The sequence below is a fragment of the Actinomadura sp. 9N215 genome (assembly GCF_044326345.1).
In the GTDB taxonomy this organism is placed as follows: domain Bacteria; phylum Actinomycetota; class Actinomycetes; order Streptosporangiales; family Streptosporangiaceae; genus Spirillospora.
Map to the genome: position 1 here is coordinate 321,951 of NZ_JBIRBA010000002.1, position 25,182 is coordinate 347,132.

General features: G+C 73.9%; 20 protein-coding genes. 13 read left to right on the plus strand and 7 right to left on the minus strand.

Going from position 1 to position 25,182, the window contains the following annotated elements; genetic code table 11:
- Positions 1-48: 48 nt before the first annotated feature.
- Positions 49-2,238 (plus strand): acyl-CoA dehydrogenase, encoded by a 2,190-nt coding sequence (locus ACH34T_RS04210; protein ID WP_395990595.1) that lies wholly within the window; start codon positions 49-51, stop codon positions 2,236-2,238.
- 407 nt (positions 2,239-2,645) lie between these two features.
- On the opposite strand, the gene ACH34T_RS04215 is transcribed toward ACH34T_RS04210, so the two are convergent.
- Complete coding sequence (locus ACH34T_RS04215) at positions 2,646-2,999, minus strand: hypothetical protein (protein ID WP_395990596.1); 354 nt, start codon at positions 2,997-2,999, stop codon at positions 2,646-2,648.
- 98 nt (positions 3,000-3,097) lie between these two features.
- Here ACH34T_RS04215 and ACH34T_RS04220 point away from each other — a divergent pair, with 98 nt between their 5' ends.
- The gene (locus ACH34T_RS04220; protein WP_395990597.1) at positions 3,098-3,964 is read left to right on the plus strand and encodes an AAA family ATPase; all 867 of its coding nucleotides are present in this window, start codon (positions 3,098-3,100) and stop codon (positions 3,962-3,964) included.
- On the plus strand, positions 3,964-5,361 hold the full coding sequence (locus ACH34T_RS04225; RefSeq protein ID WP_395990598.1) for a VWA domain-containing protein: 1,398 nt from the start codon (positions 3,964-3,966) through the stop codon (positions 5,359-5,361). The genes ACH34T_RS04220 and ACH34T_RS04225 overlap by 1 nt, the downstream gene beginning before the upstream one ends.
- Here the strand turns inward: ACH34T_RS04225 and ACH34T_RS04230 are convergent.
- On the minus strand, positions 5,342-6,733 hold the full coding sequence (locus ACH34T_RS04230; RefSeq protein WP_395990599.1) for an MFS transporter: 1,392 nt from the start codon (positions 6,731-6,733) through the stop codon (positions 5,342-5,344). The genes ACH34T_RS04225 and ACH34T_RS04230 overlap by 20 nt on opposite strands.
- Positions 6,734-6,827: 94 nt before the next feature.
- Between ACH34T_RS04230 and ACH34T_RS04235 the strand changes: the two genes are divergently transcribed.
- Positions 6,828-7,322, plus strand: a complete 495-nt coding sequence (locus tag ACH34T_RS04235) for a winged helix-turn-helix transcriptional regulator (protein ID WP_395990600.1) — start codon at positions 6,828-6,830, stop codon at positions 7,320-7,322.
- A 28-nt stretch (positions 7,323-7,350) separates the two neighbouring features.
- Here the strand turns inward: ACH34T_RS04235 and ACH34T_RS04240 are convergent, their stop codons facing one another.
- From ACH34T_RS04240 to ACH34T_RS04255, 4 genes are all read right to left on the minus strand, one after another.
- On the minus strand, positions 7,351-7,929 hold the full coding sequence (locus ACH34T_RS04240) for a TetR/AcrR family transcriptional regulator (RefSeq protein WP_395990601.1): 579 nt from the start codon (positions 7,927-7,929) through the stop codon (positions 7,351-7,353).
- 70 nt (positions 7,930-7,999) lie between these two features.
- Positions 8,000-8,335 carry an SPW repeat protein gene (locus ACH34T_RS04245; RefSeq protein WP_395990602.1) on the minus strand — a complete coding sequence of 112 codons (336 nt, stop codon included), beginning with the start codon at positions 8,333-8,335 and terminating at the stop codon, positions 8,000-8,002.
- A 191-nt stretch (positions 8,336-8,526) separates the two neighbouring features.
- A complete protein-coding gene (locus ACH34T_RS04250; RefSeq protein ID WP_395990603.1) occupies positions 8,527-9,102 on the minus strand; it encodes an AAA family ATPase in 576 nt (191 codons plus the stop codon).
- A 142-nt stretch (positions 9,103-9,244) separates the two neighbouring features.
- On the minus strand, positions 9,245-9,910 hold the full coding sequence (locus ACH34T_RS04255) for an MBL fold metallo-hydrolase (RefSeq protein ID WP_395990604.1): 666 nt from the start codon (positions 9,908-9,910) through the stop codon (positions 9,245-9,247).
- 188 nt (positions 9,911-10,098) lie between these two features.
- Here ACH34T_RS04255 and ACH34T_RS04260 point away from each other — a divergent pair, with 188 nt between their 5' ends.
- From ACH34T_RS04260 to ACH34T_RS04270, 3 genes are all read left to right on the plus strand, one after another.
- Complete coding sequence (locus ACH34T_RS04260; RefSeq protein ID WP_395990605.1) at positions 10,099-10,593, plus strand: hypothetical protein; 495 nt, start codon at positions 10,099-10,101, stop codon at positions 10,591-10,593.
- 4 nt (positions 10,594-10,597) lie between these two features.
- Positions 10,598-14,491 carry a tetratricopeptide repeat protein gene (locus ACH34T_RS04265; protein WP_395990606.1) on the plus strand — a complete coding sequence of 1,298 codons (3,894 nt, stop codon included), beginning with the start codon at positions 10,598-10,600 and terminating at the stop codon, positions 14,489-14,491.
- A 137-nt stretch (positions 14,492-14,628) separates the two neighbouring features.
- The gene (locus tag ACH34T_RS04270; protein ID WP_395990607.1) at positions 14,629-15,387 is read left to right on the plus strand and encodes a Crp/Fnr family transcriptional regulator; all 759 of its coding nucleotides are present in this window, start codon (positions 14,629-14,631) and stop codon (positions 15,385-15,387) included.
- Positions 15,388-15,448: 61 nt separating this feature from the next.
- On the opposite strand, the gene ACH34T_RS04275 is transcribed toward ACH34T_RS04270, so the two are convergent.
- Positions 15,449-16,195: a maleylpyruvate isomerase family mycothiol-dependent enzyme gene (locus ACH34T_RS04275; protein ID WP_395990608.1), complete on the minus strand. Its 747-nt coding sequence runs from the start codon at positions 16,193-16,195 to the stop codon at positions 15,449-15,451.
- A 74-nt stretch (positions 16,196-16,269) separates the two neighbouring features.
- Here ACH34T_RS04275 and ACH34T_RS04280 point away from each other — a divergent pair, with 74 nt between their 5' ends.
- The 6 genes from ACH34T_RS04280 (at position 16,270) to ACH34T_RS04305 (ending at position 25,176) form a co-directional block, all read left to right on the plus strand.
- Positions 16,270-17,061 carry an MBL fold metallo-hydrolase gene (locus ACH34T_RS04280; protein WP_395990609.1) on the plus strand — a complete coding sequence of 264 codons (792 nt, stop codon included), beginning with the start codon at positions 16,270-16,272 and terminating at the stop codon, positions 17,059-17,061.
- Between the two features lie 207 nt (positions 17,062-17,268).
- Positions 17,269-20,106, plus strand: a complete 2,838-nt coding sequence (gene uvrA, locus ACH34T_RS04285; protein ID WP_395990610.1) for an excinuclease ABC subunit UvrA — start codon at positions 17,269-17,271, stop codon at positions 20,104-20,106.
- A 371-nt stretch (positions 20,107-20,477) separates the two neighbouring features.
- Positions 20,478-21,680 carry a sarcosine oxidase subunit beta family protein gene (locus ACH34T_RS04290; RefSeq protein WP_395990611.1) on the plus strand — a complete coding sequence of 401 codons (1,203 nt, stop codon included), beginning with the start codon at positions 20,478-20,480 and terminating at the stop codon, positions 21,678-21,680.
- A 10-nt stretch (positions 21,681-21,690) separates the two neighbouring features.
- Positions 21,691-21,972, plus strand: a complete 282-nt coding sequence (locus tag ACH34T_RS04295; RefSeq protein ID WP_395990612.1) for a sarcosine oxidase subunit delta — start codon at positions 21,691-21,693, stop codon at positions 21,970-21,972.
- On the plus strand, positions 21,969-24,620 hold the full coding sequence (locus tag ACH34T_RS04300; RefSeq protein WP_395990613.1) for an FAD-dependent oxidoreductase: 2,652 nt from the start codon (positions 21,969-21,971) through the stop codon (positions 24,618-24,620). Before ACH34T_RS04295 ends, ACH34T_RS04300 begins: the two co-directional genes overlap by 4 nt.
- Positions 24,586-25,176 (plus strand): sarcosine oxidase subunit gamma, encoded by a 591-nt coding sequence (locus ACH34T_RS04305; RefSeq protein ID WP_395990614.1) that lies wholly within the window; start codon positions 24,586-24,588, stop codon positions 25,174-25,176. The genes ACH34T_RS04300 and ACH34T_RS04305 overlap by 35 nt, the downstream gene beginning before the upstream one ends.
- Positions 25,177-25,182 lie beyond the last annotated feature (6 nt).

Here is a 25,182-nt window from a genome sequence, read left to right on the forward strand (position 1 = left end):
CCTGTTCTAGAATCATAGTCAACAGTGGCGGGAGAGAGGGTTCGTCGCATGGCGATCGGGCTGACCGAGGAGCACGAGGCGCTCGCCGATTCGGTGCGCGGCTTCGCCGAGCGCAACATCCCGGCGGCGGCGGTCCGGGCCGCGCTGGACGCCGGCGACGAGACCAGGCCCGGGTTCTGGCGGCCCCTGGCCGAGCAGGGCCTGCTCGGCCTGCATCTCGGCGAGGAGCACGGCGGCCAGGGCTACGGCCTGCTGGAACTGGCGGTCGTGCTGGAGGAGCTGGGCCGCGCCGCCGCGCCCGGACCGTTCCTGCCGACCGTCCTCGCGAGCGCCGCGATCGACGCGTCCGGGAACGCCAAGGTGCGCGCCGAGCTGCTGCCCGCCCTCGCCGACGGGTCGAAGACCGGCGCCGTCGCGCTGGACGGCGCCCTGACCGGCCGCCGCGACGGCGATTCGCTCGCCGTGTCCGGGACGTCCCGGACGGTCCTGGGCGCCGCGCTCGCGGACGTGCTCGTCCTCCCGGTGGACGGCGGCGAGCGGTGGATCGCCGTCGACGCCGCCGACGTCACGGTCACGCCCGCCGCCAGCCTCGACAGGACCCGCCGCGTCGCCGACGTCGAGGTCACCGCCCTCGCCGTCGCCGCCGACCGCGTGCTCGACGGCGTCACCGCCGACCGCGTCAGGGACCTTGCCGCGGCCCTGTTCGGCGCCGAGGCCGCGGGCCTCGCCGGGTGGCTGGTGTCCACCGCCGCCGAGTACGCGAAGGTCCGCGAGCAGTTCGGCCGCCCGATCGGCCAGTTCCAGGGCGTCAAGCACAAGGCCGCCCGCGCCCTGATCGCGCTGGAACAGGCCCGCGCCGCCGCCTGGGACGCCGCCCGCGCCCTGGACGAGGACGCCCCCGGCGCCGGGTTCGCCGCCGCGGTCGCCGCCGTCATCGCCGCCGACGCGGGCGTGCGGACGGCCCGCGACGCCGTCCAGATCCTCGGCGGCATCGGCTTCACCTGGGAGCACGACGCGCACGTCTACCTGCGCCGCGCCTCGACCCTGCGGGCGCTGCTCGGGCCGTCCAGGACGTGGGCCGCCAAGGTCGCGGCGCTCGCGCTGGACGGCGGCCGCCGCGAGGTCGTCCTCGAACTGGACGCGGACGCCCAGCCGCTGCGCGAGCGGATCCGCGAAGAGATCGCCGGGCTCGCCGCCGTCACGGACAAGGCCGAGCTGCACGCGAGGCTGGGCGACGAGGGGTGGACCGCTCCGCACCTCCCGAAGCCCTGGGGCCGCGAGGCCGGGCCCGCCGAGCAGATTCTCATCCAGCAGGAGCTGAGGGCCGCCAAGGTCAGGGGCCCGAACATCGGGATCGGCGCGTGGCTGGTGCCGTCCATCGTCCGGTACGGGACGGACGAGCAGAAGGAGCGCTTCCTCCGCCCGACGCTGCACGGCCGGATCGTGTGGTGCCAGCTGTTCTCCGAGCCCGGCGCCGGCTCCGACCTGGCGTCGCTGTCGATGCGGGCCGAGCGCGTCGAGGGCGGCTGGCGGCTCACCGGCCAGAAGATCTGGACGTCGCTCGCCCAGCACGCCGAATGGGGCTTCTGCATCGCCCGCACCGACCCCGCCGCGCCCAAGCACGACGGCATCACGTACTTCCTCGTGGACATGAAGTCCGACGGCGTGGACGTCCGGCCGCTGCGCGAACTGACCGGCGAGGCCCTGTTCAGCGAGGTGTTCCTCGACGGCGTGTTCGTCCCCGACGACCGCGTCGTCGGCGAGGTGAACCGGGGCTGGCAGGTCGCGCGGAACACCCTGTCCAACGAGCGCGTCTCCCTGTCGACGGGCGGCGGCCTCGGCATGGGCGTCCCCGAGCTGCTGGACTTCTTCCGCGGACGCGACCTCGACGCGGTCGCCGCGCCGGAGGTCGGCGCGCTCGTCGCGCAGGGCCAGTCGATCGACCTGCTGGGCCTGCGCAGCACCCTCAAGCAGCTGAACGGCGTGGAGCCGGGCGCGGAGGCCAGCGTCCGCAAGCTCCTCGGCGTCCAGTTCAACCAGGACGTCGCCGACCACTGCTGGGCCGCGCAGGGCGCCGCCGCGGCCACCGAGACGCCCCTCGCCGAGAGCGGCATCATGGCCCGCGCGATGCTGTTCAGCCGCGCGATGACGATCTACGGCGGCACCACCGAGGTCCAGCTCAACATCATCGGCGAACGCCTCCTCGGCCTCCCCCGCGACCCCGAGCCGGGCAACTAGCCCCGCCGCCCATGCCCCTCAACCGGAAACACGGTTCGTGCGCCCGAAGGCCGCCCGGGGCTCAGGGGGTCGCCCCCCTGGGCCGGCGCAGTCACGGGTCGTGCGGCCGGAGGCGCCCCGCGCCGGAGGTCGCACGACCCGCCGGGCGGAGGGCCGTTTCACGAGACGCGCCAGCGGCTCGGGAAACGGCTCACCGCCCGCTGACGGGGGTTCCAGGGGGTGGCCCCCCTGGGCCGGCGCAGTCACGGGTCGTGCGGCCGGAGGCGCCCCGCGCCGGAGGTCGCACGGCCCGACGAGCCGGGCGACCGCAGCGCCACGTCACAAACCCGCACGGTCACGGCGACCTGCACCGTGGCGTGAGGATCGACCGGCTCGCGACGGGGGTTCCAGGGGGTCGCCCCCCTGGGCTAACGCGGCCGGAAGGTGTAGGTGACGTTGATCAGGACGATCGCGGTCAGGGCGAAGAGCAGGCCGGGGAGGCCGGCGTTGATGGCGGCTATGGCGCTCAGCGGGATCGCGGCCAGCAGCGACAGCACCGCCATGGCCAGGCTGTGATCGCGGTCGCCGCGCGGCCGGTCGGCCGCCGGGCGGAACCCGGGCCGGGGCCGCGGTTCGGCGGCGGCGAGCGGGCGGGCGTCGAGGGCCTGCTCGATGCGGTCCACGACCGTCTCGATGAAGGCGTCGTCGTAGTCGGGGCCGAGCTCCCGCCGGGCCGCCATCGCCGCCTTCAGGTCGTCGCGGGGCAGTCGTGGGATCGTCATGATTCGGTTATAGGCAAGGGCGGGCCCCCGCTGCCTCACCCCCCGGACCGAAACATCGCGTACCCCGCAGGTAGCAAGCACCCGCTGGAGGGCTGGGAATGACCGACGGAACGTTCGCCTCGCCCGCCGACGCGGGCCGCAGGCTGGCCGGGGTCCGCTACCTCGCGGACGACGCGATCGCCACGACCGTGTACCTCGCGCAGGAGCTCGGCAAGCCGCTGCTCGTCGAGGGGCCCGCCGGGGTCGGCAAGACCGAGCTGGGCAAGGCCGTCGCGGCGGCGACGGGCGCCGAGCTGATCCGGCTGCAGTGCTACGAGGGCCTGGACGAGGCCCGCGCCCTCTACGAGTTCAACTACAAGAAGCAGCTCCTGGCGATCCAGGCCGCGCCGGCCGACCGGGCCTGGCAGGAGACCCACGACGACATCTTCTCCGAGGAGTTCCTGCTGGAGCGGCCGCTGCTGGCGGCGATCCGGCGCACCGGCCCGACCGTCCTCCTGATCGACGAGGCGGACAAGGCCGACATCGAGGTGGAGGGCCTGCTGCTGGAGGTCCTGTCGGAGTTCCAGATCACGATCCCCGAGCTCGGCACGGTCGGCGCCGTCCGCCGCCCGTTCGTGGTGATCACCTCGAACGCGGCGCGGGAGCTGTCGGAGGCGCTCAAGCGCCGCTGCCTCTACCTGCACCTGGACTATCCGCCGCCGGAGCGGGAGCGCGACATCGTCCTCGCGCGGGTGCCGGGGATCGAGGCGGAGCTGGCCGAACGGCTCGTCCGCACCGTCGGGACGCTGCGCGACCTGGAGATCAAGAAGGCCCCGTCGATCGCCGAGACGGTCGACTGGGCGCGCACCCTCCTCGCGCTCGGCCTGGACGACCTGGACGAGGCCGCCGTCGCCCGCACGCTCGGCGTCGTCCTGAAGCACGTCTCCGACCAGGAGCGCGCCGTCAAGGAACTCGGCCTGACCTGATGGCCTCCCTGATCGACCGGCACGCCGGGTTCGTCGCGGAGCTGCGGCGGGCGGGGCTGCCGGTGTCGGTCGCCGAGGGGCTGGACGCCGTCCGCGCCATGCGGGCCGTCGACCTGCTCGACCGGGAGTCGCTGCGCGCCGCGTACGCCGCGACGGTCGTCAAGCGGCCGCAGCACCGTGCGACGTTCGACGCCCTCTTCGACCTATGGTTCCCGGCGGCGGTCGGCGACGGCGCCGGGGGAGCGCCGGACCCGGACCGCCCGGCCCGGACGCTCGACCACAAAGGACGCCCCGTTCCGCCGCCCCTCGACCCCCGGGTGCAGGCCCGCCGCGACGAGCTGGCGGACCTCCTCCTGTCCGGCGACGACGCCGGGCTGCGGCGGTTCGCGCGCCAGGCCGTCGCCGAGTACGGGCGGACCCCGGGGCAGGAGTCGTGGTTCTCGTCCGGCGTGCTGCGCGCCCTGTCGCCGGAGACGCTCATGGCGCGCCTGCTCGACGCCGTCCTCGCGGGGCGGGAGCGGGGCGGCATGGCCGAGCGCGTCGCCCGCCGGACGTTCCGCGACCGCATCGCCCGGTTCGAGGACCTCGTCGCGGGCGAGGCGCGGCGCCGCATCGCCGAGGACACCGGCGCGGAGCGCACCGCGCGCCTCGCCGTCCGGCCGCCGCTGGAGCGGCTCGACTTCGCCGCCGCCCGGCGGGACGAGCTGGCCGCGCTGCGCCGCGAGGTGTATCCGCTGGCGCGCAGGCTGGCGTCGCGGCTCGTCCAGCGGCAGCGGCACGGCAGGCGCGGGCGGCTGGACTTCCGCCGGACGGTCCGCGCGTCCCTGGCCAGCGGGGGAGTGCCGCTCACCACGCACCACCGGCCGCGCCGCCCGCACCGTCCCGAGCTGGTGGTGCTGTGCGACGCGAGCGACTCGGTGTCGGCGTTCGCGCACTTCACGCTGCTGCTGACGTTCGCGCTGCGGGAGCAGTTCAGCAAGGTCCGCGCGTTCGCGTTCATCGACGCCACCGACGAGATCACCCGGTTCTTCGCGCCCGGCGCCGACGTCGCGGACGCGATGACCCGCCTCGCCGCCGAGGCCGACCTCGTCTGGATCACCGGCCGCTCCAACTACGGCCACGCGATCACGGTGTTCGACGAGAGGTACCGCGACGCGATCACGCCCAGGACGTCCCTGCTGATCCTCGGCGACGCCCGCTCGAACTACGGCGACCTGGCGCTGCCGGTCCTGCGCTCCATGGCCGGCCGCGCCCGGCACGCCTACTGGCTCAATCCCGAGCCGCGCGCCCACTGGGACACCGGCGACTCCGCCGCGTCCCGCTACGGCGAGATCGTCCCCATGTACGAGTGCCGCAACCTGACCCAGCTCGCCGCCTTCATCGAGGAACTCGCCTAGGCCCGATCGCCATGGCGAGGGCGGCGCCCGCGAGCGCGACGACGGCGGAGACGAGCATCGCGACGTTCGTGCCGTGGGCCAGGCCGGACGCGCCGGAACCCGACCCGGTGGCGATGGCGCCGACGATCGCCACGCCCACCGACGCGCCGATGTAGCGGGCCGTGTTGTTGGCGCCCGTGCCCATGCTCGCGCGGTCGGCGGGGACGCTCTCCACGGCGAGGCGGGCGAGCATCGCGTTGGCGAGGCCGCTGCCGATCCCGGCCACGGCCAGGCCGGGGACGAGCCGCCACCAGTGGCCGTCCGGGGCCAGCCCCAGCATCGCGAGCTCCCCGGCCGCGCTGAACGCGAGCCCGGCGCCGAGCAGGCGTCCGGCGGACAGCCGGGCGGGGAGCCTGCGGGCCTGCAGCGCGGCGACGAAAGACAGCCCCGACCACACCGCCAGCACCAGCGCCGCCGCGACCGGCGACAGCCCCAGCACCACCGCCATGACCGCCGCCAGATAGCTCATGATCCCGATCACGGCGAGCCCGGTGACGAGCGCCCCGCTGATCGACAGCAGGAACGCGGGACGCCGGAACAGCCCGAGGTCGAGCATCGGCTCACGCCGCCGCGCCTCGATCGCGGTGAACGCCGCGAGCAGCACGGCCGCCGCCGCGAACAGGGCCAGGACGGCCGGGCGCGTCCAGCCCGTCCGTCCCCACGTGATCGCCGCGACGAGCGCGCCCACGCCCAGGCTCATGGTGGCGAGGCCGGGCAGGTCCAGGCCGCGCGCCTCGGCGGCGCGGGACTCGTCCAGGGCGAGCGCGGCCGCGCCGAGCAGGGCCGACGCCACCGCCGACGCCCAGTACCACAGCCGCCAGTCAGCCGCCTCGGCGAGCCCGGCGGCGGCGATCGGGCCGAGCGCGATGCCGAGGCCGAGCATCGCGCCCCAGACTCCGGTGGCGTGCGCACGTCGCGGGCCTGGGGCGAACGACGCGGCGACGATGCCGAGCCCGGTCGCCAGCAGTGCGGCGCTGGCCGCGCCCTGCACGATCCGTCCGGCGACGAAGACGGCCGCGTTCGGCGCCACCGCGCAGGCGACGCTGGACGCTGCGAGCAGCCCGGCGCCGATCAGGAACACCCGCTTGCGGCCGTGGTCGTCGGCGAGGCTGCCCACGGCCAGCAGCGCCGCGGCGAGGCCGAGGCTGATCGAGCTGATCAGCCAGATCTGGGCCGTCGCGCCCGCGTGGAGCCCGCGCGCCGTGTCCGCCAGCACGGCCATCGGCGCCGTGTAGTTCATCAGCGCCAGCAGTGTGGCGGCGGCGGGCACGGCCAGCGCGGCGGTGGAGCCGGGCGCGCGGCGCGCGGTCCGCTGGGTCGCCAGAGTCGTCATCCGATCCCCTACAGTTCAGTGAATGAACCAGTCGGGGCGACGGTAGCACGCTTTGGTTCGGTCATTGAACCGGGGGAGCGGTAGTCTGGTGCCCATGGCACTCGGCAAGGACTACGCGGCGCAGGACTGCTCGCTCGCCCGCGCCCTTGAGGTCGTCGGCGAGCGCTGGACGCTCCTGATCGTCCGCGACGCCTTCTACGGCGTGCGCCGCTTCAGCGACTTCCAGGTCCACCTGGACATCCCGCGCGCCGTGCTGTCCGCGCGGCTCCAGTCGCTCGTCGACACCGGCCTGCTCGCCAAGGACGGCCACGACTACGTCCTGACGGACATGGGCAAGGACCTGTGGCCCGTCGTCCACACGCTCGCCCGCTGGGCCGAGAACCATCTGTCGTCCGAGCCGACCCGCCACTTCGTCCACGTCGCGTGCGGCGACCGCATCGGCCCCGACGGGACGTGCGCCACCTGCGAGCGCTACGTCCCGCCCGAAGACCTGGAGATCCACGCGGGCCCCGGAGTGCGCCGCCGCACCGACCCGGTCAGCGTGATCCTGCGCTCGCCGCACCGCCTCCTCGACCCGATCCGCACCTAGCGTCCGGATCCGTCGGACGCGGCCGGGGCTAGGCGCCGAGCGCGCGGGCGATCAGGTCGGCGACGGCGTCCGGATCGATGTGCTGGCCGGTGAGGCCCGCGAGGTTCTCCTGGTAGATCAGGACGGCGGTGAACGTCGCGGCGGCCGCCTCCAGCCGCGCCTGGTCGCCGCGGGCGCCGGGATGCGCCAGCTCCAGCGCGCGGCGGGCCCGCAGGAACACCTCGGAGTTGAGCCGCCCGAGCCGCTCCCGCACCGACTTGTGCGTGTCCGCCTCGCGGAACAGGATCCGCCGCATCGCGGGGGAGGCGTGCAGGGGCAGACGGCGGGCCAGCCGCGACAGCGTGCCCGCCGGGTCGCCGGGGACGGCCTCGACCAGCGCGCCCGGGGCGTCGGGACCGTCCGGCAGCTCCTCGACGAACGTCCGCTCGTCGACCAGCGCCACCAGGACGTCGATCTTCTGCGGGAAGTAGTGGAACACCAGGCCCTTCGGGACGTTCGCGCGCCCGGCGATCCGCGCGGTGGAGCTGGCCTCGTAGCCGCGGTCGGCGAACAGCGCCTCGGCCGCGTCCAGGATGCGGGTCCGGGAGTCGGCCGCCCGCTCGCTCATCGGCACCGTCCCCCCGCACGCCCGAGCGGTCCCGGGCGCGTCCGCGCCCGGGACCGTCCCGGAGTCTCGATCAGGCCGCGGCCTCGCCGCCGCGCGCCTGGGTGGCTCCCCACACGCCGACGATAGTAGCGACACCGCCCGCGATCCACGCCGTCCAGGCGGCGGCGTCCGCGCCGTCGAAGCCGAACGCCCAGGGCGAGACGAAGATCAGCAGTGCGAACGCGGTCGCCGTCCAGGCCGTGGGGCCCGCGCTGCCGAGCAGCGCGTAGAGACCGGCCATGGCCAGCAGCGCGCCGAGCACCATGAGCGGCTGCTGACCTGCGTTGTCGCCCCACAGCTCCGGGGCCAGGAGCGCGACGAGGCCGGCCAGGAAGGCCACCCCGTCCTGCCACGCGAACTTCTGCATTCGGCCACCTCCGCGGGGTCGGGTCAGTGGTTCTCTCTCGCCCTGTTCGTTCCCTGACTGACCGACCGGTCAATCTGGCGCGGCGGCGTGACCAGCACCTCCCCGGGGTGACGATGTCGGGACCGGAGGATAGAGCGCCCGCTCAGGTGATCGAGTGGGAGGACGGGGCCATCGAGGTCGCCTGAGGCGCGTCAGGTGAAGTGGATGGTCTTGAGCCTGTCCGCGGTGCCCCGGTCGAGGACGGTCACGCCCGTCGCGGGCGGCAGCGGGCCGCCGCCTCGGGCGCGGTCGACGAGGGGGTACCAGCGGCGGCAGTGCCGGGCGAACGTGGCGGCGGTGACGACGCGGCCGCGGGCGACCTGCCCGGCGCGGGCCGTGTCGGGGTCGACGTCGAGCAGGATGAGATGCAGCCGGTGGCCGCGCCTGCGGGCCAGCCACGCGAAGAGGTGCAGGATGTGCGGCCAGGTGCCGCGCGTGTGCGCGACGACGCCGTGGCCCGCGAGGATCGCGCGGCCGATCCGCCACACGTGGGTGGCCTGGACGAGCGGGGTCCGCAGCCGGGCGGGCAGGGGCCGCAGGAACCGGGCCCACCAGTTGCGGGCCTGGCGGGAGTCGATCACGCGGACGTCGCCGGCGGGGACGGGGGCCGTCTCGTCTCCCCGCAGGCCGTACAGGCGGTCGAGCAGGGTCGTCTTGCCGGCTCCCGGAAGGCCGGCGACGAGCACCAGGGAGCCCGCCGGATAGCACAGCACGGGTCCCGGGTCCACCGCTGGGAGTTCGTGGATGGTCGTCTCCTGGGGTCGCCCGAAGTGTGGTTGGAGCAACGAACTCCCGTGACCGCTTGTTCCGCGCGGTACACGGGGATCACCGGCCCCGGAGATCACGCGTCCGGGGCCGTGGGCGCGGGGATCACCAGCCGCGGGAGCGCCATTCGGACAGCGATGGACGTTCCCGGCCGAGCGTCGAGTCCTTGCCGTGGCCGGGGTAGAACCAGGTGGCGTCAGGGAGGCGGTCGAAGACGCGCTCCTCGACGTCGGACAGCAGCTGCTTGAACCGCGTCGGGTCGCCCCAGGTGTTGCCGACGCCGCCGGGGAACAGGCTGTCGCCGGTGAACAGGTGCGGGCGCTCGGCCAGCTCGCCGCCCGCGTCGTACAGCAGCGCGATCGAGCCGGGCGTGTGGCCGCGCAGGTGGATGACGTCGAGCGACGCGCGTCCCACGCGGACGGTGTCGCCCTGCTCGACGGGCTCGGCGACGGGCTCGGGCAGCGGCTCGGCGTCGCGGGGGTGGGCGACGACGGGGGCGCTCGTGGCGCGCACCACCTCGCTCAGCGCCATCCAGTGGTCCTGGTGGCGGTGCGTGGTGACGATCCGCGCGAGGGGGCCGTCGCCGATCAGCTCCAGCAGCCGGGACGCCTCGTTCGCCGCGTCGATGAGCAGCTGCTCGCCGGTGGCGGTGCAGCGCAGGATGTAGGCGTTGTTGTCGTACGGGCCGACCGCCACCTTCGTGACCGTCAGCCCGGGCAGCTCGCGCACGTCGGGACGGCCGCCGACGTCGACGTTCCCGGAGTAGGTCATGGGGTCCTCCCGTGGGTGGGTGCGGTGACCATCTTCCATCATCGGCCGCCGCGATCTCCCCGAACCCGGCCGAGGTGTGATTGAGTCGCCAGACTCAGCCGAACCGTGCGCTCACGGACGGAAGTTTCCGTCTTGCGGCCGCATGATGGTCAGTGGAAGATCGTGTCCACTGGTGAGGACGGTGAAGGTTGGTTACCGAATTCCGTCCCGGACCGGACGGCCAGGAGACGCCGGAGGACCTCCTCGGCCATGCCTGCACTCTGGTCCGGCTCTGCGCCCGGGACTCCGTCATCGCGGCGGTGTTCCTCGCCCTGGTGCTGGCCGGCGCCCTGTCCCGGCTGGCGGCCGGGCTGCCGGGGCCCGTGGCGCTCGCGCTGCTGCCGGTGCTGGCCGTGGCGTTCGCGGTCTCGGCCTCGTACGCGGTCCGGTCGCGGCTGACGATGGTGTCGGCGCTCGCCGAGATCCGGGTCCGCACCGGCGCGCCGGTGGAGCCGCGCGTGCCGTGGACGCCGTTCGGGTCGGCGGTCGCGCTCGACGACGGCGTCCGCGACGAGCAGCTGCGGCGGCTGCTGTCGGCGGCGCACCGCTGCGGCGAGCTGTCCTGGCAGGCCGTCGTGTGGGCGGTGACGACCTCGGTGCTGTTCCTGTTCTGGACGCTGGCGGCGGCGATGGCGGGAGGGTGACCGCGTGATCGACGACGTTCCCGTCGGCGGGGCGGCCCCGCGGACCGACGCCCTCTCCGGGGAGACGAGGCCCGCGGCCCCGCGTTTCAGCCTGGACGTACGGCCGGGCAGCTTCTGGGAGCGGCTGGCCCCGACCGACCGGCAGGCCCTGCGCGCCATGGGCCGCCGCACCGACATCCCGCCCGGCGGGATGCTGTGCCACCAGGGGTCGGTCGCGCCCGCCGTGTACGTGGTGTTCAAGGCGTCCCCGCGCGCCGCGAGCAACGCGGTGGCCAAGGAGTTCGTCGACTCCAGCGACGGCGACGAGTCGATCATCGATCTGTTCGGGTCCGGGGACCTGGTCGGCGTCCTCGGCCCGTGGGGGCATCCGCAGCGCGGCACGGTCGCCGCGCTCGACCAGGTCGCGGCCCTGCGCGTGGACCGCCGCAAGTTCCGCAGCCTCCTCGCGGCCAGCCCGCAGGTCGCCGAGGCGATGATGCACGCGGTGTCCGAGAGCGTCACCTACGGGGGCCGCCGGCACGCCGTGCGGGCGGCCGACCATCCGCAGCGGCTCGCCTACCACCTGCTGGAGCTGGCCCACCGGTTCGGCGAGCCCGCCCCAGGGCAGGGCACGCGGATCCCGCTGAAGCTCAGCCAGGCGGAGCTGGCGAACTGGGCGGGCATCTCGCGCGAGACGCTGGTGCGGTGGTTCCGGCTCTGGCGGGCCAAGGGGATCCTCGACCGCAGGCCGCGGCCGCTGACCGTCCTCGACACCGAGCGGCTGCGCCGGGCCGCGAGCCCGTGGGGCGACGAGTGGCCCGCCGCGGAGCGCGAGCCGGCGCGGGAGCCCGGGGCCGAGGCCGCCGGGATCGCGGCGCGCGAGCCCGTGCGCCTGGAGGGCGGCGGGGCGCCGCAGGTGCTCCTGCCCGCCGACAACCCGTTCTTCGCGGGCCGCGCGGTCAGCCTCGGGAAGCTCGACCTGCTGGTCGCCCAGTCGGAGTGGCCGCGCGCCGTGCTCGTGCAGGGGATGGCCGGGGTCGGCAAGACGACGCTGGCGCTGCACTGGGCGCACCGTGTCGTCGACCGGTTCCCGGACGGTGTCCTGTTCGCCGACCTGCGCGGGACGCGGCGCAACCCCGTCACCCCGGCGGAGGCGATGGGGCAGGTGCTGCGCGCGGCGGGCGTGCCGGGCGATCAGCTCCCGCGGACGGAGGCGGAGCTGGCGGCGCAGTGCCGCTCGCTGCTGGCCGACCGGCGGATGCTGCTGATCCTGGACAACGCGTCGCGGCCCGAGCAGGTCAGGCCGCTGCTGGCGGCGGCGACGTCCGGGCTGGTGGTCGTGACGAGCCGGCGGCGGCTGCCCGACCTGCTCGAAGGCGCCGACATCCGGACGCTGGAGCTGCGCGAGATGGCCACGCAGGAGGCCGTCGACCTGATCTCCAACGCCCTCGGGCCGGGCGACGCCCGCGTCCGGGACGAGCACAGGGCGGTCGAGCGGCTCGCGCGCGAATGCGGGTACCTGCCGCTGGCGCTCGGCGTCATGGCGGGGCGGCTGGCCGAGAACCCCGGCGAGTCCATCGCGGCGACCGTCCGGCAGCTGGCGGAACGGGACGCGCAGGACGCGCCGCCGTACGGGCCGGGCCTGGCGGGGGCCGGGCTGAGCGAGGGCGCGTCGCACGGCGCGTCGGGGCCCGGATTGCAGGCCGTGCTCAGCCCGACGTTCGACGTCGCCTACCGCAGCCTGCGCGGCGACCAGCGGGAGGCGTTCCGCAGGCTCGGCCTCATCACCGGCCCCGACTTCACCCCCGCCGCGCTCGCCGCCCTGCAGGACCGGACGGTCGAGGAGGCCCGCGAGTGTCTGGAGGGGCTGCGGCAGGCGTATCTCGTGCACGACGTCGGGCCGGGCCGCTACCGGATGCACGACCTGCTGCGCGAGTTCGCCCGCGACCGCGGCCTGCGGGAGGACTCCGACGGCGAACTGATGGCGGCGCAGCGGCGGCTGCTGGCCGGGTACCTCGCCGAGGCGCGCGGGGCGGGGGCGGCGCTGGCGCTGCGGCCCCGTCCGGCCGTGCATCGGGGGGAGGCGCGGAGCCGTCCGGCGACCGCCGCCGAACGGGCCGCCGGGCTCGCCTGGTTCGAGTCCGAGCGGCGCAACCTGGTCGCGGCCGTCCACCAGGCCGCCCGGCTCGGCCTGCACCGGACGTGCTGGGAGCTGGCCGACGCCCTGTTCGACTTTCAGGAGTTCCGGCGCTACAGCGAGGACAACGTCACCGTCCACCAGGCGGGGCTGCACGCGGCGCGTACGGAGGAGGACTGGGCGGCCGCGGCCGTCATGCTGCACAACCTGGCGATGGCGCACTTCGAGCTGGGCGGGTCCGTCCAGGCCATCGGGTACGGGGAGGACGCGCGCCGCGGGTTCCGGGCCGTCGACCCGCCCGACCGGTACGGGGAGGCCGTCACCCTCGCGACCCTCGCCGACGTGCACGTCGCGCTGGGCCGCTACCTGACGGCGATCGAGCACGCGCGCCGCTCCCTGACCATCCACGAGAAGCTGCGCGACGAGGCGGGAGACCCGGGGGACGGCGGAGTCGCCAAGGGCCACGACACGCTCGCCCGCGCCCACCTGGGCCTCGGCGACTACGAGAAGGCCCTCGACCACGCGGGCAAGGCGTTGCGCGTGCGGCGCCGGGTCGACGACCAGCCGGGCGTGGCGGAGACGCTGCTGACCGTGGCGCAGGTCCACCGGCGGCAGGGGAACGTCCACGAGGCGGTGTCGCACGCGCTGGAGGCCCTCTACATCCGGCAGGAACTCGCCGACATGCACGGCGCCGCGCAGGCGCTGACGGAGCTGGCGCGGATGAACGCCGCACTCGGCCTGCGCGACATGGCGCAGCAGGACGCCGAGCAGGCCCTGCGCACCTACCGGGCGCTGGGCGCGCGGCACGGCGAGGCCCGCACGCTGACCACCCTCGGCATGCTGATGTGCGACGCCACCAGGTTCGCCGAGGCGTTCACCTACTGCGGGCAGGCGCTGCGCCTGCACCGCGACACCAGCGACCGGCACGGCGAGGCGGAGGCGCTCGCGCAGATCGGGATCGTGCACTGGCGGCTGGGCCGGTACCGGGAGGCGCGCGAGCACCTGCTGCGCGCCGTGGAGATCCGCCGCGAGATCGGCGACCAGCACGGCGAGGCCCATGACCTGGAGCACCTGTCGGTCGTGATGCGTCGGCTGAGCCGCCACCAGGAGGCATTCGTCCTGGGGTTGGAGGCCTTGGACCTGTGGCACCAGCTCGGCGCGCGGGGCGGGCTCGCCGGGACGCTCGGCAGCCTCGCCCGCACCTACTCCCACCTCGGCCTGCCCGCGGACGCCGAGCGCGCCGCGCGGCAGGCGCTGAAGATCCGCGAGGACGGCGGCGACTGGTACGGCCTGGGCGTCGGCATGGACACCCTCGCCGCCGTGCTGCGCCGCGCGGGCCGTCCCGAGGAGGCCCTGGAGCGGGAGCTGGAGGCGGTGCAGTACCTCAGCGAGGTCGGCGACCGGCACTCCGAGGGGACCGCGCTGGTCCACCTCGCCGTCATCCACCTCGACCTCGGCCACGCCGACGAGGCCCTGGAGACCGGGCGGCGCGCCCTCGACCTGGCCGCCGAGCTCGGCGACACCCGCGAGCAGGCGTACGCGCTGCACACCATGGCCCGCGCGTCGCAGCTGCTCGGCAAGCACGCCCGCGCCGTCGAGCACGTCAACGCCGAGATCGTCATCCGCCGCGACATGGACGACCAGCGCGGCCTGCGGCGGGCGCTGGAACTGCTCCGCGACTCCCACCTCGCGCTCGGCGACCAGGCCGCGGCGGCCGACTGCGTCCGCCGCGTCCGCGCCCTCGACAGCTGGCTCGAATCGGATCGATCACTCGACATGTGACATAAGACCTAGTCCATCGGCGCAGCGCCGCGTTCACTGGACCGTGACGGACCCGCGGGACCGTGCCGGACCGCCCTCGCCGGGGGGTGTGGGGCGCCCCCACAGGAGACCGGCCCGGGTTCGGCGGAGGAGGCGAGATGGAGACCACCCGGTTCTGGGACGCGCTGCCCGCCCGCGCCCGCGAGGCGCTGCTGCGGGCGGGCGCCCCGGTGGTGATCAGGCCGGGCGCGTTCCTGATGCGCGAGCACACCCGCGCGTCCCAGGTCTTCGTGCTGCGCGCCGGCGCCGTGAAGGTGTGGGTGGACCGCGACGGTGACATGGCCATCCTCGACGTCCTCGGCCCCGGCGACCTGGCCGGGGAGATGGAGGCCGTGGACGGCGGCGTCCGGCACGCCAACGTCGAGGCGATGACGCGGGTGGACGCGCTCGTGCTGCCCGCCGCGCGGTTCCGGGGCGTCCTCGACGCGCACCCCGGCTCGGTGTGGGCGGTCGCCGCCGTGCTGTCCGAGCGGCTGCGCGACTCCAACGACATGCGCGTCGCGCACTTCCCCGACGACCCCGAACGGCGCCTCGCGACCCGGCTGCTGCGCCTGGTGTCGCGCTTCGGCTCCCCGGTCAAGGAGGAACGCCTGGACAAGGAGGAACGCCTGGACAAGGAGGAACGCCCGGACGGGCCCGCCGACGCGCCCGACGCCGTCGTGGACGAGGGCGGCGTCCAGGTCCGTGTCCCCGTCTCGCAGCAGGACCTCGGCCGCTGGGCGGGCATGGGCCGCCGGAAGGTCGCGCAGATCCTGGCCGCGGAGCCGGTCCGCGGCGGGCTCACCGTGGCCCGGAGCTCGATCGTCGTCCGCTCCGTGGACGCCCTGCACCGCCTGGCGGGCCACGACACCGACTGAGCGCCCGGCGGGCCACCGATACCGGCTGAGCGCCTAGCGGGCCACCGATACCGGCTGAGGGTCAGAAACCGGACGGCTCGTGCGGCCACGGCGGCGGCGCAGGCAGCGGGCCGTCCGGACGGAGGCTCACGCCCGCGCCGTCGGAGCGGCCGCTCAGCCAGCCGAGCAGCGCCCGCCCCGACCCGGACGCCTCAGGCCCGCCCGGCGCCCAGCCGAGGTCGGCGGACTCGCCGGAGTCCGTCGCGGTGATCCGGTGCCCGGCGAGCTCGCCGCGCCGCTTGTCCGGCAGCGCGGCGATGTCGGTCAGCGTGCTGCCGAGCGCCCACCGGACGTAGGGCTCCGGCCAGTCGGCGGGCCCGTACCCGGCGGCGAGGTCCACGTGGTGCGCCTCCACCTCGTGCCAGCGCCGGTACAGCGCGTACCAGGCCGGATGGGGCCAGCCCATCATCGCCTTCACCGGCACGTTCCACGCGTCGTCGGGCATCGTCGCCGCCTGCGCGGCGAACCGCTCCGCCGTCGCGCGGACGTCCTCGATGAGCTCGTCGCGGCCCCGTCCGGCGCCCGCGTCCAGGTCGGCGTTGCGGGCGTCCATGCTCGGGTACTGCGGGATCTCCACGCCCGTCCGCGCCGATTCCAGGAGGTTCCACAGCGAGTCGGCGTTGCGGGCGATGTGGGTGGCGACATGGCCGCGGCTCCACCCGGGCAGCGCCGACGGGCCGCGCAGATCCTGGTCGCCGAGCTTCGACAGCGTCCCGATGATCCGCTCCACGCCCGGACCCAGCTCGTCGATGACCTCGCGCCAAGCCATGAACCCTCCCTAACCCAGAAAAGGGGCCTCCATCCTGTCGCACGCGCCTGCCCCCGTGCCACACAATGGCGATCATGGAGCTTCCGATCTGCCTGACCTGCGGCGTCCAGTATTCCGGGCCCCGCCCCGACTGCCCGATCTGCGAGGACGAGCGCCAGTACGTCGGCTGGGACGGCCAGCGCTGGACGACCCTGGACGAGCTGCGCACCGACCACCGCGGCAAGGTCGCCGAAGAAGGCCAGGGCGTCGTCGGGATCGGCTGCGAGCCGTCCACCGCCATCGGCCAGCGGGCCCTGCTGGTGCGCGCGCCGTCCGGCAACGTCCTCTGGGACTCGATCACCTATATCGACGACGACCTGATCCGCCAGGTCAACGAGCTGGGCGGCGTCTCGGCCATCGCGGTCAGCCACCCGCACTTCTACGGCAGCATGATCGAGTGGGCGCACGCGTTCGACGCGCCCGTCTACATCCACGAGGCCGACCGCCGCTGGGTCGCCCGCCCCGACGACGCCGTCGTCCACTGGTCGGGCGACACCCACGAACTGGCCGACGGCCTCACCCTCGTCAACGCGGGCGTGCACTTCGACGGCGGCCAGGTCCTGCACTGGCGCGACGCCCGCGCGGTGTTCTCCGGCGACATCCTCCAGGTCGTCAACGACCGCGACTGGGTGAGCTTCATGTACTCGTATCCGAACTACATCCCGGAGCGGCCCCGCACCGTCCGCCGGGCCCTGCGCCTGCTGGAGCCCTACGACTTCGACCGCGTCTACGGCGCCTGGTGGAAGAAGATCGTCTACACCGACGGGAAGGAGGCCGTCCGCCGCTCCGCCGACCGCTACCTCGCCTACGCCCTCGACGACGAATAGCTCACACCCGGGGTTCTGGTGGCGGGGGGTGTTCGAACACGTGTACGGTGCGGTAGTGCCGCCCGGACGTGCGGGGAGCACCGTGAAATGCCGCGGCGGCCGCTGCTGTTATGGCCTCGGGGGATTCTGTCGTACCCCCTGGCTAGCCTTGAGACCGACGTGTCTCTCCCCATCGCCGCGCCCCAGAACAGGAACCGGAAGAACGCCGTGCATGACCGACTCATCGTGCGTGGAGCACGCGAGCACAACCTGAAGGACGTCTCGCTCGACCTCCCGCGGGACTCCCTGATCGTGTTCACCGGTCTGTCGGGTTCCGGGAAGTCGAGCCTGGCGTTCGACACGATCTTCGCGGAGGGCCAGCGCCGGTACGTGGAGTCGCTGTCGGCCTACGCCCGCCAGTTCCTCGGGCAGATGGACAAGCCCGACGTCGACTTCATCGAGGGCCTGTCCCCGGCGGTGTCGATCGACCAGAAGTCGACCAGCAAGAACCCGCGGTCGACGGTCGGCACGATCACCGAGGTGTACGACTACCTGCGGCTGCTCTACGCGCGGATCGGGCACCCGCACTGTCCCGACTGCGGCCGTCCGATCAGCAGGCAGGCGCCGCAGCAGATCGTCGACCGGGTGCTGGAACTTGAGCCCGGGACGCGGTTCCAGGTGCTCGCGCCCGTGATCCGCGGGCGCAAGGGCGAATACCTGGAGCTGTTCCGGGAGCTGCAGTCGAAGGGCTACTCGCGTGCCCTGGTCGACGGCCAGATGGCCCGGCTCGACGAGCCCCCCAAGCTGAAGAAGCAAGAGAAACACGACATCTCCGTCGTGGTCGACCGGCTCTCCGTGAAGGACTCCGCCCGGCAGCGGCTCGCCGACTCGGTGGAGACCGCGCTGGGCCTCGCGGGCGGCACGATCGTCCTCGACTTCGTCGACCTGCCCGAAGACGATGAGCACCGCACCCGGATGTACTCCGAGCACCTCTACTGCCCCTACGACGACCTGTCGTTCGAGGAGCTGGAGCCGCGGTCGTTCTCGTTCAACTCGCCCTACGGCGCCTGCCCCGACTGCACCGGACTCGGCACGCGCATGGAGGTCGACCCCGAGCTCATCATCCCGGACGTGGAGCTCACCCTCGGCGAGGGCGCGATCCAGCCGTGGTCGAACGGGCACGTCAGCGACTACTTCCTGCGGCTGCTGTCCGCGCTCGGCGACGCGATGGGCTTCGACCTCAACACGCCGTGGGACCGGCTGCCCGCCAAGGCGCGCAAGGCGATCCTGAACGGGCACGAGACCCAGGTCCACGTCCGCTACAAGAACCGCTACGGCCGGACGAGGTCGTACTACACGGCCTACGAGGGCGTGATCCCGTACATCCACCGGCGGCACGCCGAGTCCGAGAGCGACTCCAGCCGCGAGAAGCTCGAAGGCTACATGCGGGAGATCCCGTGCCCGACGTGCGAGGGCGCCCGCCTCAAGCCGGTCGTGCTCGCCGTCACCATGGGCGGGATGTCGATCGCCGAGGTCGCCTCGATGCCGATCGGCGAGGCCGCGAAGTTCCTGCTCGCGATGGAGCTGAACGAGCGCGAGACGCACATCGCCGAACGCGTCCTCAAGGAGATCAACGCGCGGCTCGGGTTCCTGCTGGACGTCGGCCTCGACTACCTCACCCTCGACCGGGCGTCCGCGACGCTGGCGGGCGGCGAGGCGCAGCGGATCCGGCTGGCGACGCAGATCGGGTCCGGGCTGGTCGGCGTCCTGTACGTGCTGGACGAGCCGTCCATCGGCCTGCACCAGCGCGACAACCACCGGCTGCTGGAGACGCTGCTCCGGCTCCGCGACATGGGCAACACGCTGATCGTCGTCGAGCACGACGAGGACACCATCGAGGCCGCCGACTGGATCGTCGACATCGGCCCCCGCGCCGGGGAGCACGGCGGCGAGATCGTCGTGTCCGGCACGCTCGACGACCTGAAGAGGTCCGAGCGCTCGCTGACCGGCGCGTACCTGGCCGGGCGCCGCGAGATCGCCGTCCCGGAGATCCGCCGCCCGCGGACGCGGGGGCGCGAGGTCTCCGTCAAGGGCGCCCAGCAGAACAACCTGCGCGACGTGGACGTGTCGTTCCCGCTCGGCGTCCTCACCGCCGTGACGGGCGTGTCGGGCTCCGGCAAGTCGACGCTGGTCAACGACATCCTCTACAACGCGCTGGCCAAGAAGCTGAACGGCGCGAAGACCGTCCCGGGCAAGCACAAGCGTGTCAACGGGGTCGACCAGCTCGACAAGGTCGTGCACGTCGACCAGTCGCCGATCGGGCGGACGCCCCGCTCCAACCCGGCGACGTACACGGGCGTGTTCGACCACATCCGCAAGCTGTTCGCGCAGACGACCGAGGCGAAGGTGCGCGGCTACCAGCCGGGCCGGTTCTCCTTCAACGTCAAGGGCGGGCGCTGCGAGAACTGCTCAGGCGACGGCACCATCAAGATCGAGATGAACTTCCTGCCGGACGTCTACGTCCCCTGCGAGGTGTGCCACGGCGCCCGCTACAACCGGGAGACGCTCGAAGTCCACTACAAGGGCAAGACGATCTCCGAGGTGCTCGACATGCCGATCGAGCAGGCCACCGTGTTCTTCGAGCCCGTCACGGCGATCCACCGGCATCTGAAGACGCTGAACGACGTGGGGCTCGGGTACGTCCGGCTCGGGCAGCCCGCGCCGACGCTGTCGGGCGGCGAGGCGCAGCGCGTCAAGCTGGCGTCCGAGCTGCAGAAACGCTCCACCGGGCGCACGATCTACGTGCTGGACGAGCCCACCACCGGCCTGCACTTCGAGGACATCCGCAGGCTCCTCGGCGTCCTGAACGGCCTCGTCGACAAGGGCAACACGGTGATCGTCATCGAGCACAACCTCGACGTCATCAAGACCGCCGACTGGATCGTCGACATGGGCCCCGAGGGCGGCTCGCGCGGCGGCACCATCGTCGCGACCGGCACCCCCGAGGACGTCGCCGCGGTGGACGCCAGCCACACCGGCCAGTTCCTCGCCAAGCTCCTCTCCTGACCGGTTCGGGACACGGCGAAAATTCGTCCGGATTCGCTGAACCATCCGGGTGTGCCCGTCCGTGCTGTGGGGTGAGGCGCTGAAAGGCGCGTCCCGCAGTCGGAGGAAGGCCGCCCGGACGGGCGGGAAGGCGAACCGGAAGGCGGCCACGGCATCCACCTCGCCGCCGCGGAACCGGGGATCCGCGGCGCGAGCTCCTTCCGACCGCGGGACCGGCCGGACCCGGCGGCGTGCGGGGAGAGCCCCGCGGGCAGGGACGCCGCCGGTCCGGTCCGGTCCGCTGTGCGGTGCCCATTCCGGGTCGAGGGAAAGGGCCTCGCCGGGCGTGTGAGGCGGGCTTGTGACGGGTGCGACCCGGGGAAATATCCGGAATGCCTGACGCGAAGCTCTGGGACGACCCCGACCCCCGAAGCGCGTACGACGTCGTCATCGTCGGCGCGGGCGGGCACGGCCTCGCCACCGCCCACTACCTGGCCCGAAACCACGGGATCACCGATGTGGCCGTCCTCGAACGCGGCTGGCTCGCCGGCGGCAACCTGGCCCGCAACACCACGATCATCCGCTCCAACTACCTCTGGGACGAGAGCGCGGCCGTCTACGAGCACTCCCTGCGGCTCTGGGAGGGACTGGAGGACGACCTCGGCCGCGACCTGAAGTTCAGCCGCCGCGGCGTCCTGAACCTGGCGCACAGCCCCGCTGACGTGCGTGAGGGCGTCCGGCGCGTCAACGCCAACCGGTTGAACGGCGTCGACGCCGAGTGGCTGGAGCCCGGCGACGTCAGGGAGCTCGTCCCCATCCTGGACACGAGCCCGGACGTGCGGTTCCCCGTCCTCGGCGGGACGTTCCAGCCGCGCGGCGGCATCGCGCGCCACGACCAGGTGGCGTGGGGCCTCGCGAGGGCGGCGCATGAGCGCGGCGTCCATCTCGTCCAGAACTGCGAGGTCACCGGATTCCGGCGGGCGCCGGGCGGCGCGGTGACGGGCGTGGAGACCTCACGCGGACCCATCGGCGCCGGACGGGTCGCCCTGTGCGCGGCCGGGCACACCTCGGTCCTCGCCGACATGCTCGGCATCCGGCTGCCGTTGCAGAGCCATCCGCTTCAGGCGCTGGTGTCGGAACTGCTGGAACCGGTCCTGGACACGGTGGTCATGTCGAACGCCGTGCACGTGTACGTCAGCCAGGCCCACAAGGGCGAGCTGGTCATGGGCGCGGGCATCGACGCGTTCAACGGGTACGGGCAGCGCGGCTCGTTCCACGTCGTCGAGCAGCAGATCGCGGCGGCCGTCGAGCTGTTCCCCGTCTTCGCGCGGGCGCACGTCCTGCGCACGTGGGGCGGCATCGTGGACGTCACCCCGGACGCCTCGCCCATCATCGGCCCGAGCGCCGTGGAGAACGTGTTCATCAACTGCGGCTGGGGCACCGGCGGCTTCAAGGCCACTCCCGGGGCGGGACACGTCTACGCCGACACCATCGCGCACGGGCGTCCGCACCCGCTCGCCGAGCCGTTCGGGCTGGAACGCTTCACGACCGGCGCGCTCATCGACGAGCACGGTGCCGCCGCCGTCGCGCACTAGGGGGACATCCATGCTGCTCATTCCCTGCCCATGGTGCGGTGACCGCGACGAGATCGAGTTCCGGTACGGCGGTCAGGCGCACGTGGCGTTTCCGTCCGCTCCGGAGGCGCTGGACGATGCCGCCTGGGCCGAGTACGTGTTCGTACGCGACAACCCGATGGGCTGGTTCCGCGAACGGTGGGTGCACACTGCGGGGTGCCGTCGCTGGTTCAACGTCGTCCGCCACACTGTCACGTACGAGATCGCGGGGTCGTACCGTCCTGGGGACGTTCCGCCGGAGGTCGCTCCATGACCGGACCATTCCGCACCGCGCTGGGTGGTTCGCGCATCGACCGTTCGCGCACGGTCACGTTCACCTTCGACGGCGCGTCCTACACCGCGCATCCGGGTGACACGCTGGCGTCCGCGCTGCTCGCGCATGGTGTGCGCATCGTGGCGCACGGGCCGTACACGGGACGGCCGCGCGGCGTCTACAGCGCCGGGGCGGAGGAGCCGAACGCGTTCGTCCAGGTCGAGTCCGGGCCGGGGGAGCCCATGGTGCGGGCGACGCGCCTGGAGGCGCATGACGGGCTCCGCGTCTCGTCCCTCGCCGGGCGCGGGCGTCTGGCGACCGCTCCCGACCCGAGCCGCTACGACAAGACGTACGCGCACTGCGACGTCCTCGTCGTCGGCGGCGGGGCGTCGGGACGCGCGGCGGCCCGCGAGGCGGCGGAGGCGGGCGACCGCGTCATCGTCGCCGACGACCGTCCCGGAATCGCGATCGAGGCGTCCGGGGAGTTGACCGTCCTGCCGCGCACCATCGTGACCGGCTATTACGACCATGGGTTCTTCGTCGCCGTCGAGCGCCGCACCGATCACCTCGGCGGCGCCGCGCCCGTCCGGATGGCCCGGCGGCGGCTCTGGCACATCCGCGCCCGCCGCGCCGTCCTGGCGACCGGCGTCCTCGAACGGCCGATCCTGTTCCCGGACAACGACCGGCCGGGCGTCATGCTCGCCGCGGCGGCCGCGACGTACATCGGGCGCTACGGCGTGCTGCCGGGTCGCCGCGCCGTCGTCTTCGGCGCCCACGACGGGGCGCTGCGGGCCGCGCTCGACCTCCTGGACGCGGGCGTGGAGATCGCGTGCGTCGCCGACCTCCGCGCGTCGGCGGGCCGTCTGGGCGAGCGGCTCCGGGAGCGCGGCGTGACCGTCCTCGAAGGGCGCGCCGTCACCGGCACGGACGCCGACGGCGCCGGAGTCCTCACCGCGGCCGTCGTCGGGGACGATCGGGTGCCGTGCGACCTCCTCGCCGTGTCCGGCGGCTGGAACCCGGACCTGCACCTGTTCACGCAGGCGGGCGGCCGGACGCGCTGGTCCGCCGAGCACTCCGCCTTCGTCCCGGACGGGACGCCCCGCACCCGCATGGACGTCGCCGGCCCGGCGCGCGGCGTCCGCGGCGAGGCGGCCGAGCACGTCCCCGATGTCGGCGGCGACCGGGTCTTCGTCGACCTGCACCGCGACGCCACCCTCGCGGACCTGCGCGGTGCGCTGGACGCCGGGATGACGTCCGGCGAGCACGTCAAGCGGTACACGACCATCGGCACCGGCGCCGACCAGGGGCGCACGTCCGGCGTCCCGGCGTCGGGAGCGCTAGCGCAAATCCTCGGCCGCGCGCCGGGCGAGATCGGCACGACGACGCAGCGCCCGCCCGTCGAGCCGATCCCGTTCGCCGTGCTCGCCGGACGCGACCGCGGCGACCTGCTGGCGTCCGTGCGCCGCACGCCCATGCACGGCTGGCACGAGGAGCACGGAGCCGTCTTCGAGGACGCCGGCGGCTGGAGACGCCCCCGCTACTACCCGCGTCCCGGCGAGCCGATGGAGGACGCGGTCCTGCGCGAATGCCGGACGGTCCGCTCCGCCGTCGCCGCGCTGGACGCGTCCACCCTCGGCAAGATCGACGTTCAGGGCCCCGGCGCCGCCGCGTTCCTCGACCGGATCTACGCGGGCGCCGTCTCGTCGCTCGCGCCCGGACGCTGCCGCTACGGCGTGATGTGCGGCGTCGACGGCATGGTCTTCGACGACGGCGTCGCGGCGCGGCTCGGGCCCGGCCGGTTCCACCTCACCACGACCACCGGCAACGCGGCCCGCGTCCTGGACTGGCTGGAGGAATGGCTGCAGACGGAGTGGCCCGGGCTGCGCGTGCGGTGCACGTCCGTCACCGACCAGTGGGCGGTCGTCGCGCTCGCCGGGCCGCGGTCGCGGGACGTCCTGTCGGCCCTCGCGCCCGGCCTGGACGCCGGAACGTTCCCGTTCATGGCGATGCGCGAGGCCGAGGTCGCGGGCGTCCCGGCGCGGATCTTCCGGATCAGCTACAGCGGCGAGCTGGCCTACGAGATCAACGTCGCCGCCTGGCACGGTCTCGCGGTCTGGGAGGCGGTGATGGCGGCGGGCGAACCGCACGGGATCGCGCCCTACGGAACCGAGGCCATGCACGTGCTACGCGCCGAGAAGGGCTACATCGTCGCAGGTCAGGACACTGACGGCACTGTCACTCCGCACGACGCCGGTCTCGGCTGGGCGGTCGCGTCCGGCGGCGACTGGATCGGGCGCCGGTCGCTGCGGCGTGCCGACACGTCCCGGGCCGACCGCAAGCGCCTCGTCGGCCTGCGCCCGCACGACCAGGCGGTCGTCATCCCCGAGGGCGCGCAGCTCGTCGCCGTGCCGCCGCCCGCCGAGCCCGCGGACCCGGTGCCGATGCTCGGGTACGTCACCTCGTCCTACAGGGGCACGGTCGGGTCGTTCGCGCTCGCCCTCGTCCAGGGCGGCGACGCGCGGGAGAGCGAGACCCTCTACGCCGTCGATTCCGGGCGTGTCCACGCCGTCACGGTGACAAGCCCCGTCCACTACGACCCGGAAGGAGCCCGCCGTGACGGCTTCCGCTCACCGACAGGCCCCGCGTAGCGCGATCGTCCATCTTGCGCCCGGCCTTCCCGACCGTCCCGGCGGCGCGGTGCGGCTCCGAGAGGCCCCGTTGCACGCCCAGGTCGAACTGCGCTTGGACGACGAAGCCGCCGACTCGCTCTCGCCCGACGTCGGCCGCCTCCTCCGCTGCGAGCTGCCGCGACCTGGTCATGCGACCGGCAGGGGCGACCTGTACGTCCTGTGGCTGGGACCCGGCTGGTACCTGGTCATGGGCCGTCCAGGCGGCGGGCGCGGCCTCCTGACCGGGCTCGAGGACGCCCTGGACACCGCCCTAGGCTCCGCCGTGGACGTTTCCGCGGCGCGGACCGTCCTGGAGCTGTCCGGCCCGGACGCCCGCACGGTGCTCGCCCACGGGTGCCCGCTCGACCTGCACCCGAGGGCGTTCGGGCCCGGCCGCTGCGCGCAGACCGTGCTGGCTCAGGCGCAGGCGGTCCTCCACCAGACGGCCCCGGACGCCTACAGCATCCTGGTGCGGACGTCCTACGCCGACTACCTCGTCCGCTGGCTCCTCGACGCGATGACCGAATACCTCTGAGTGACG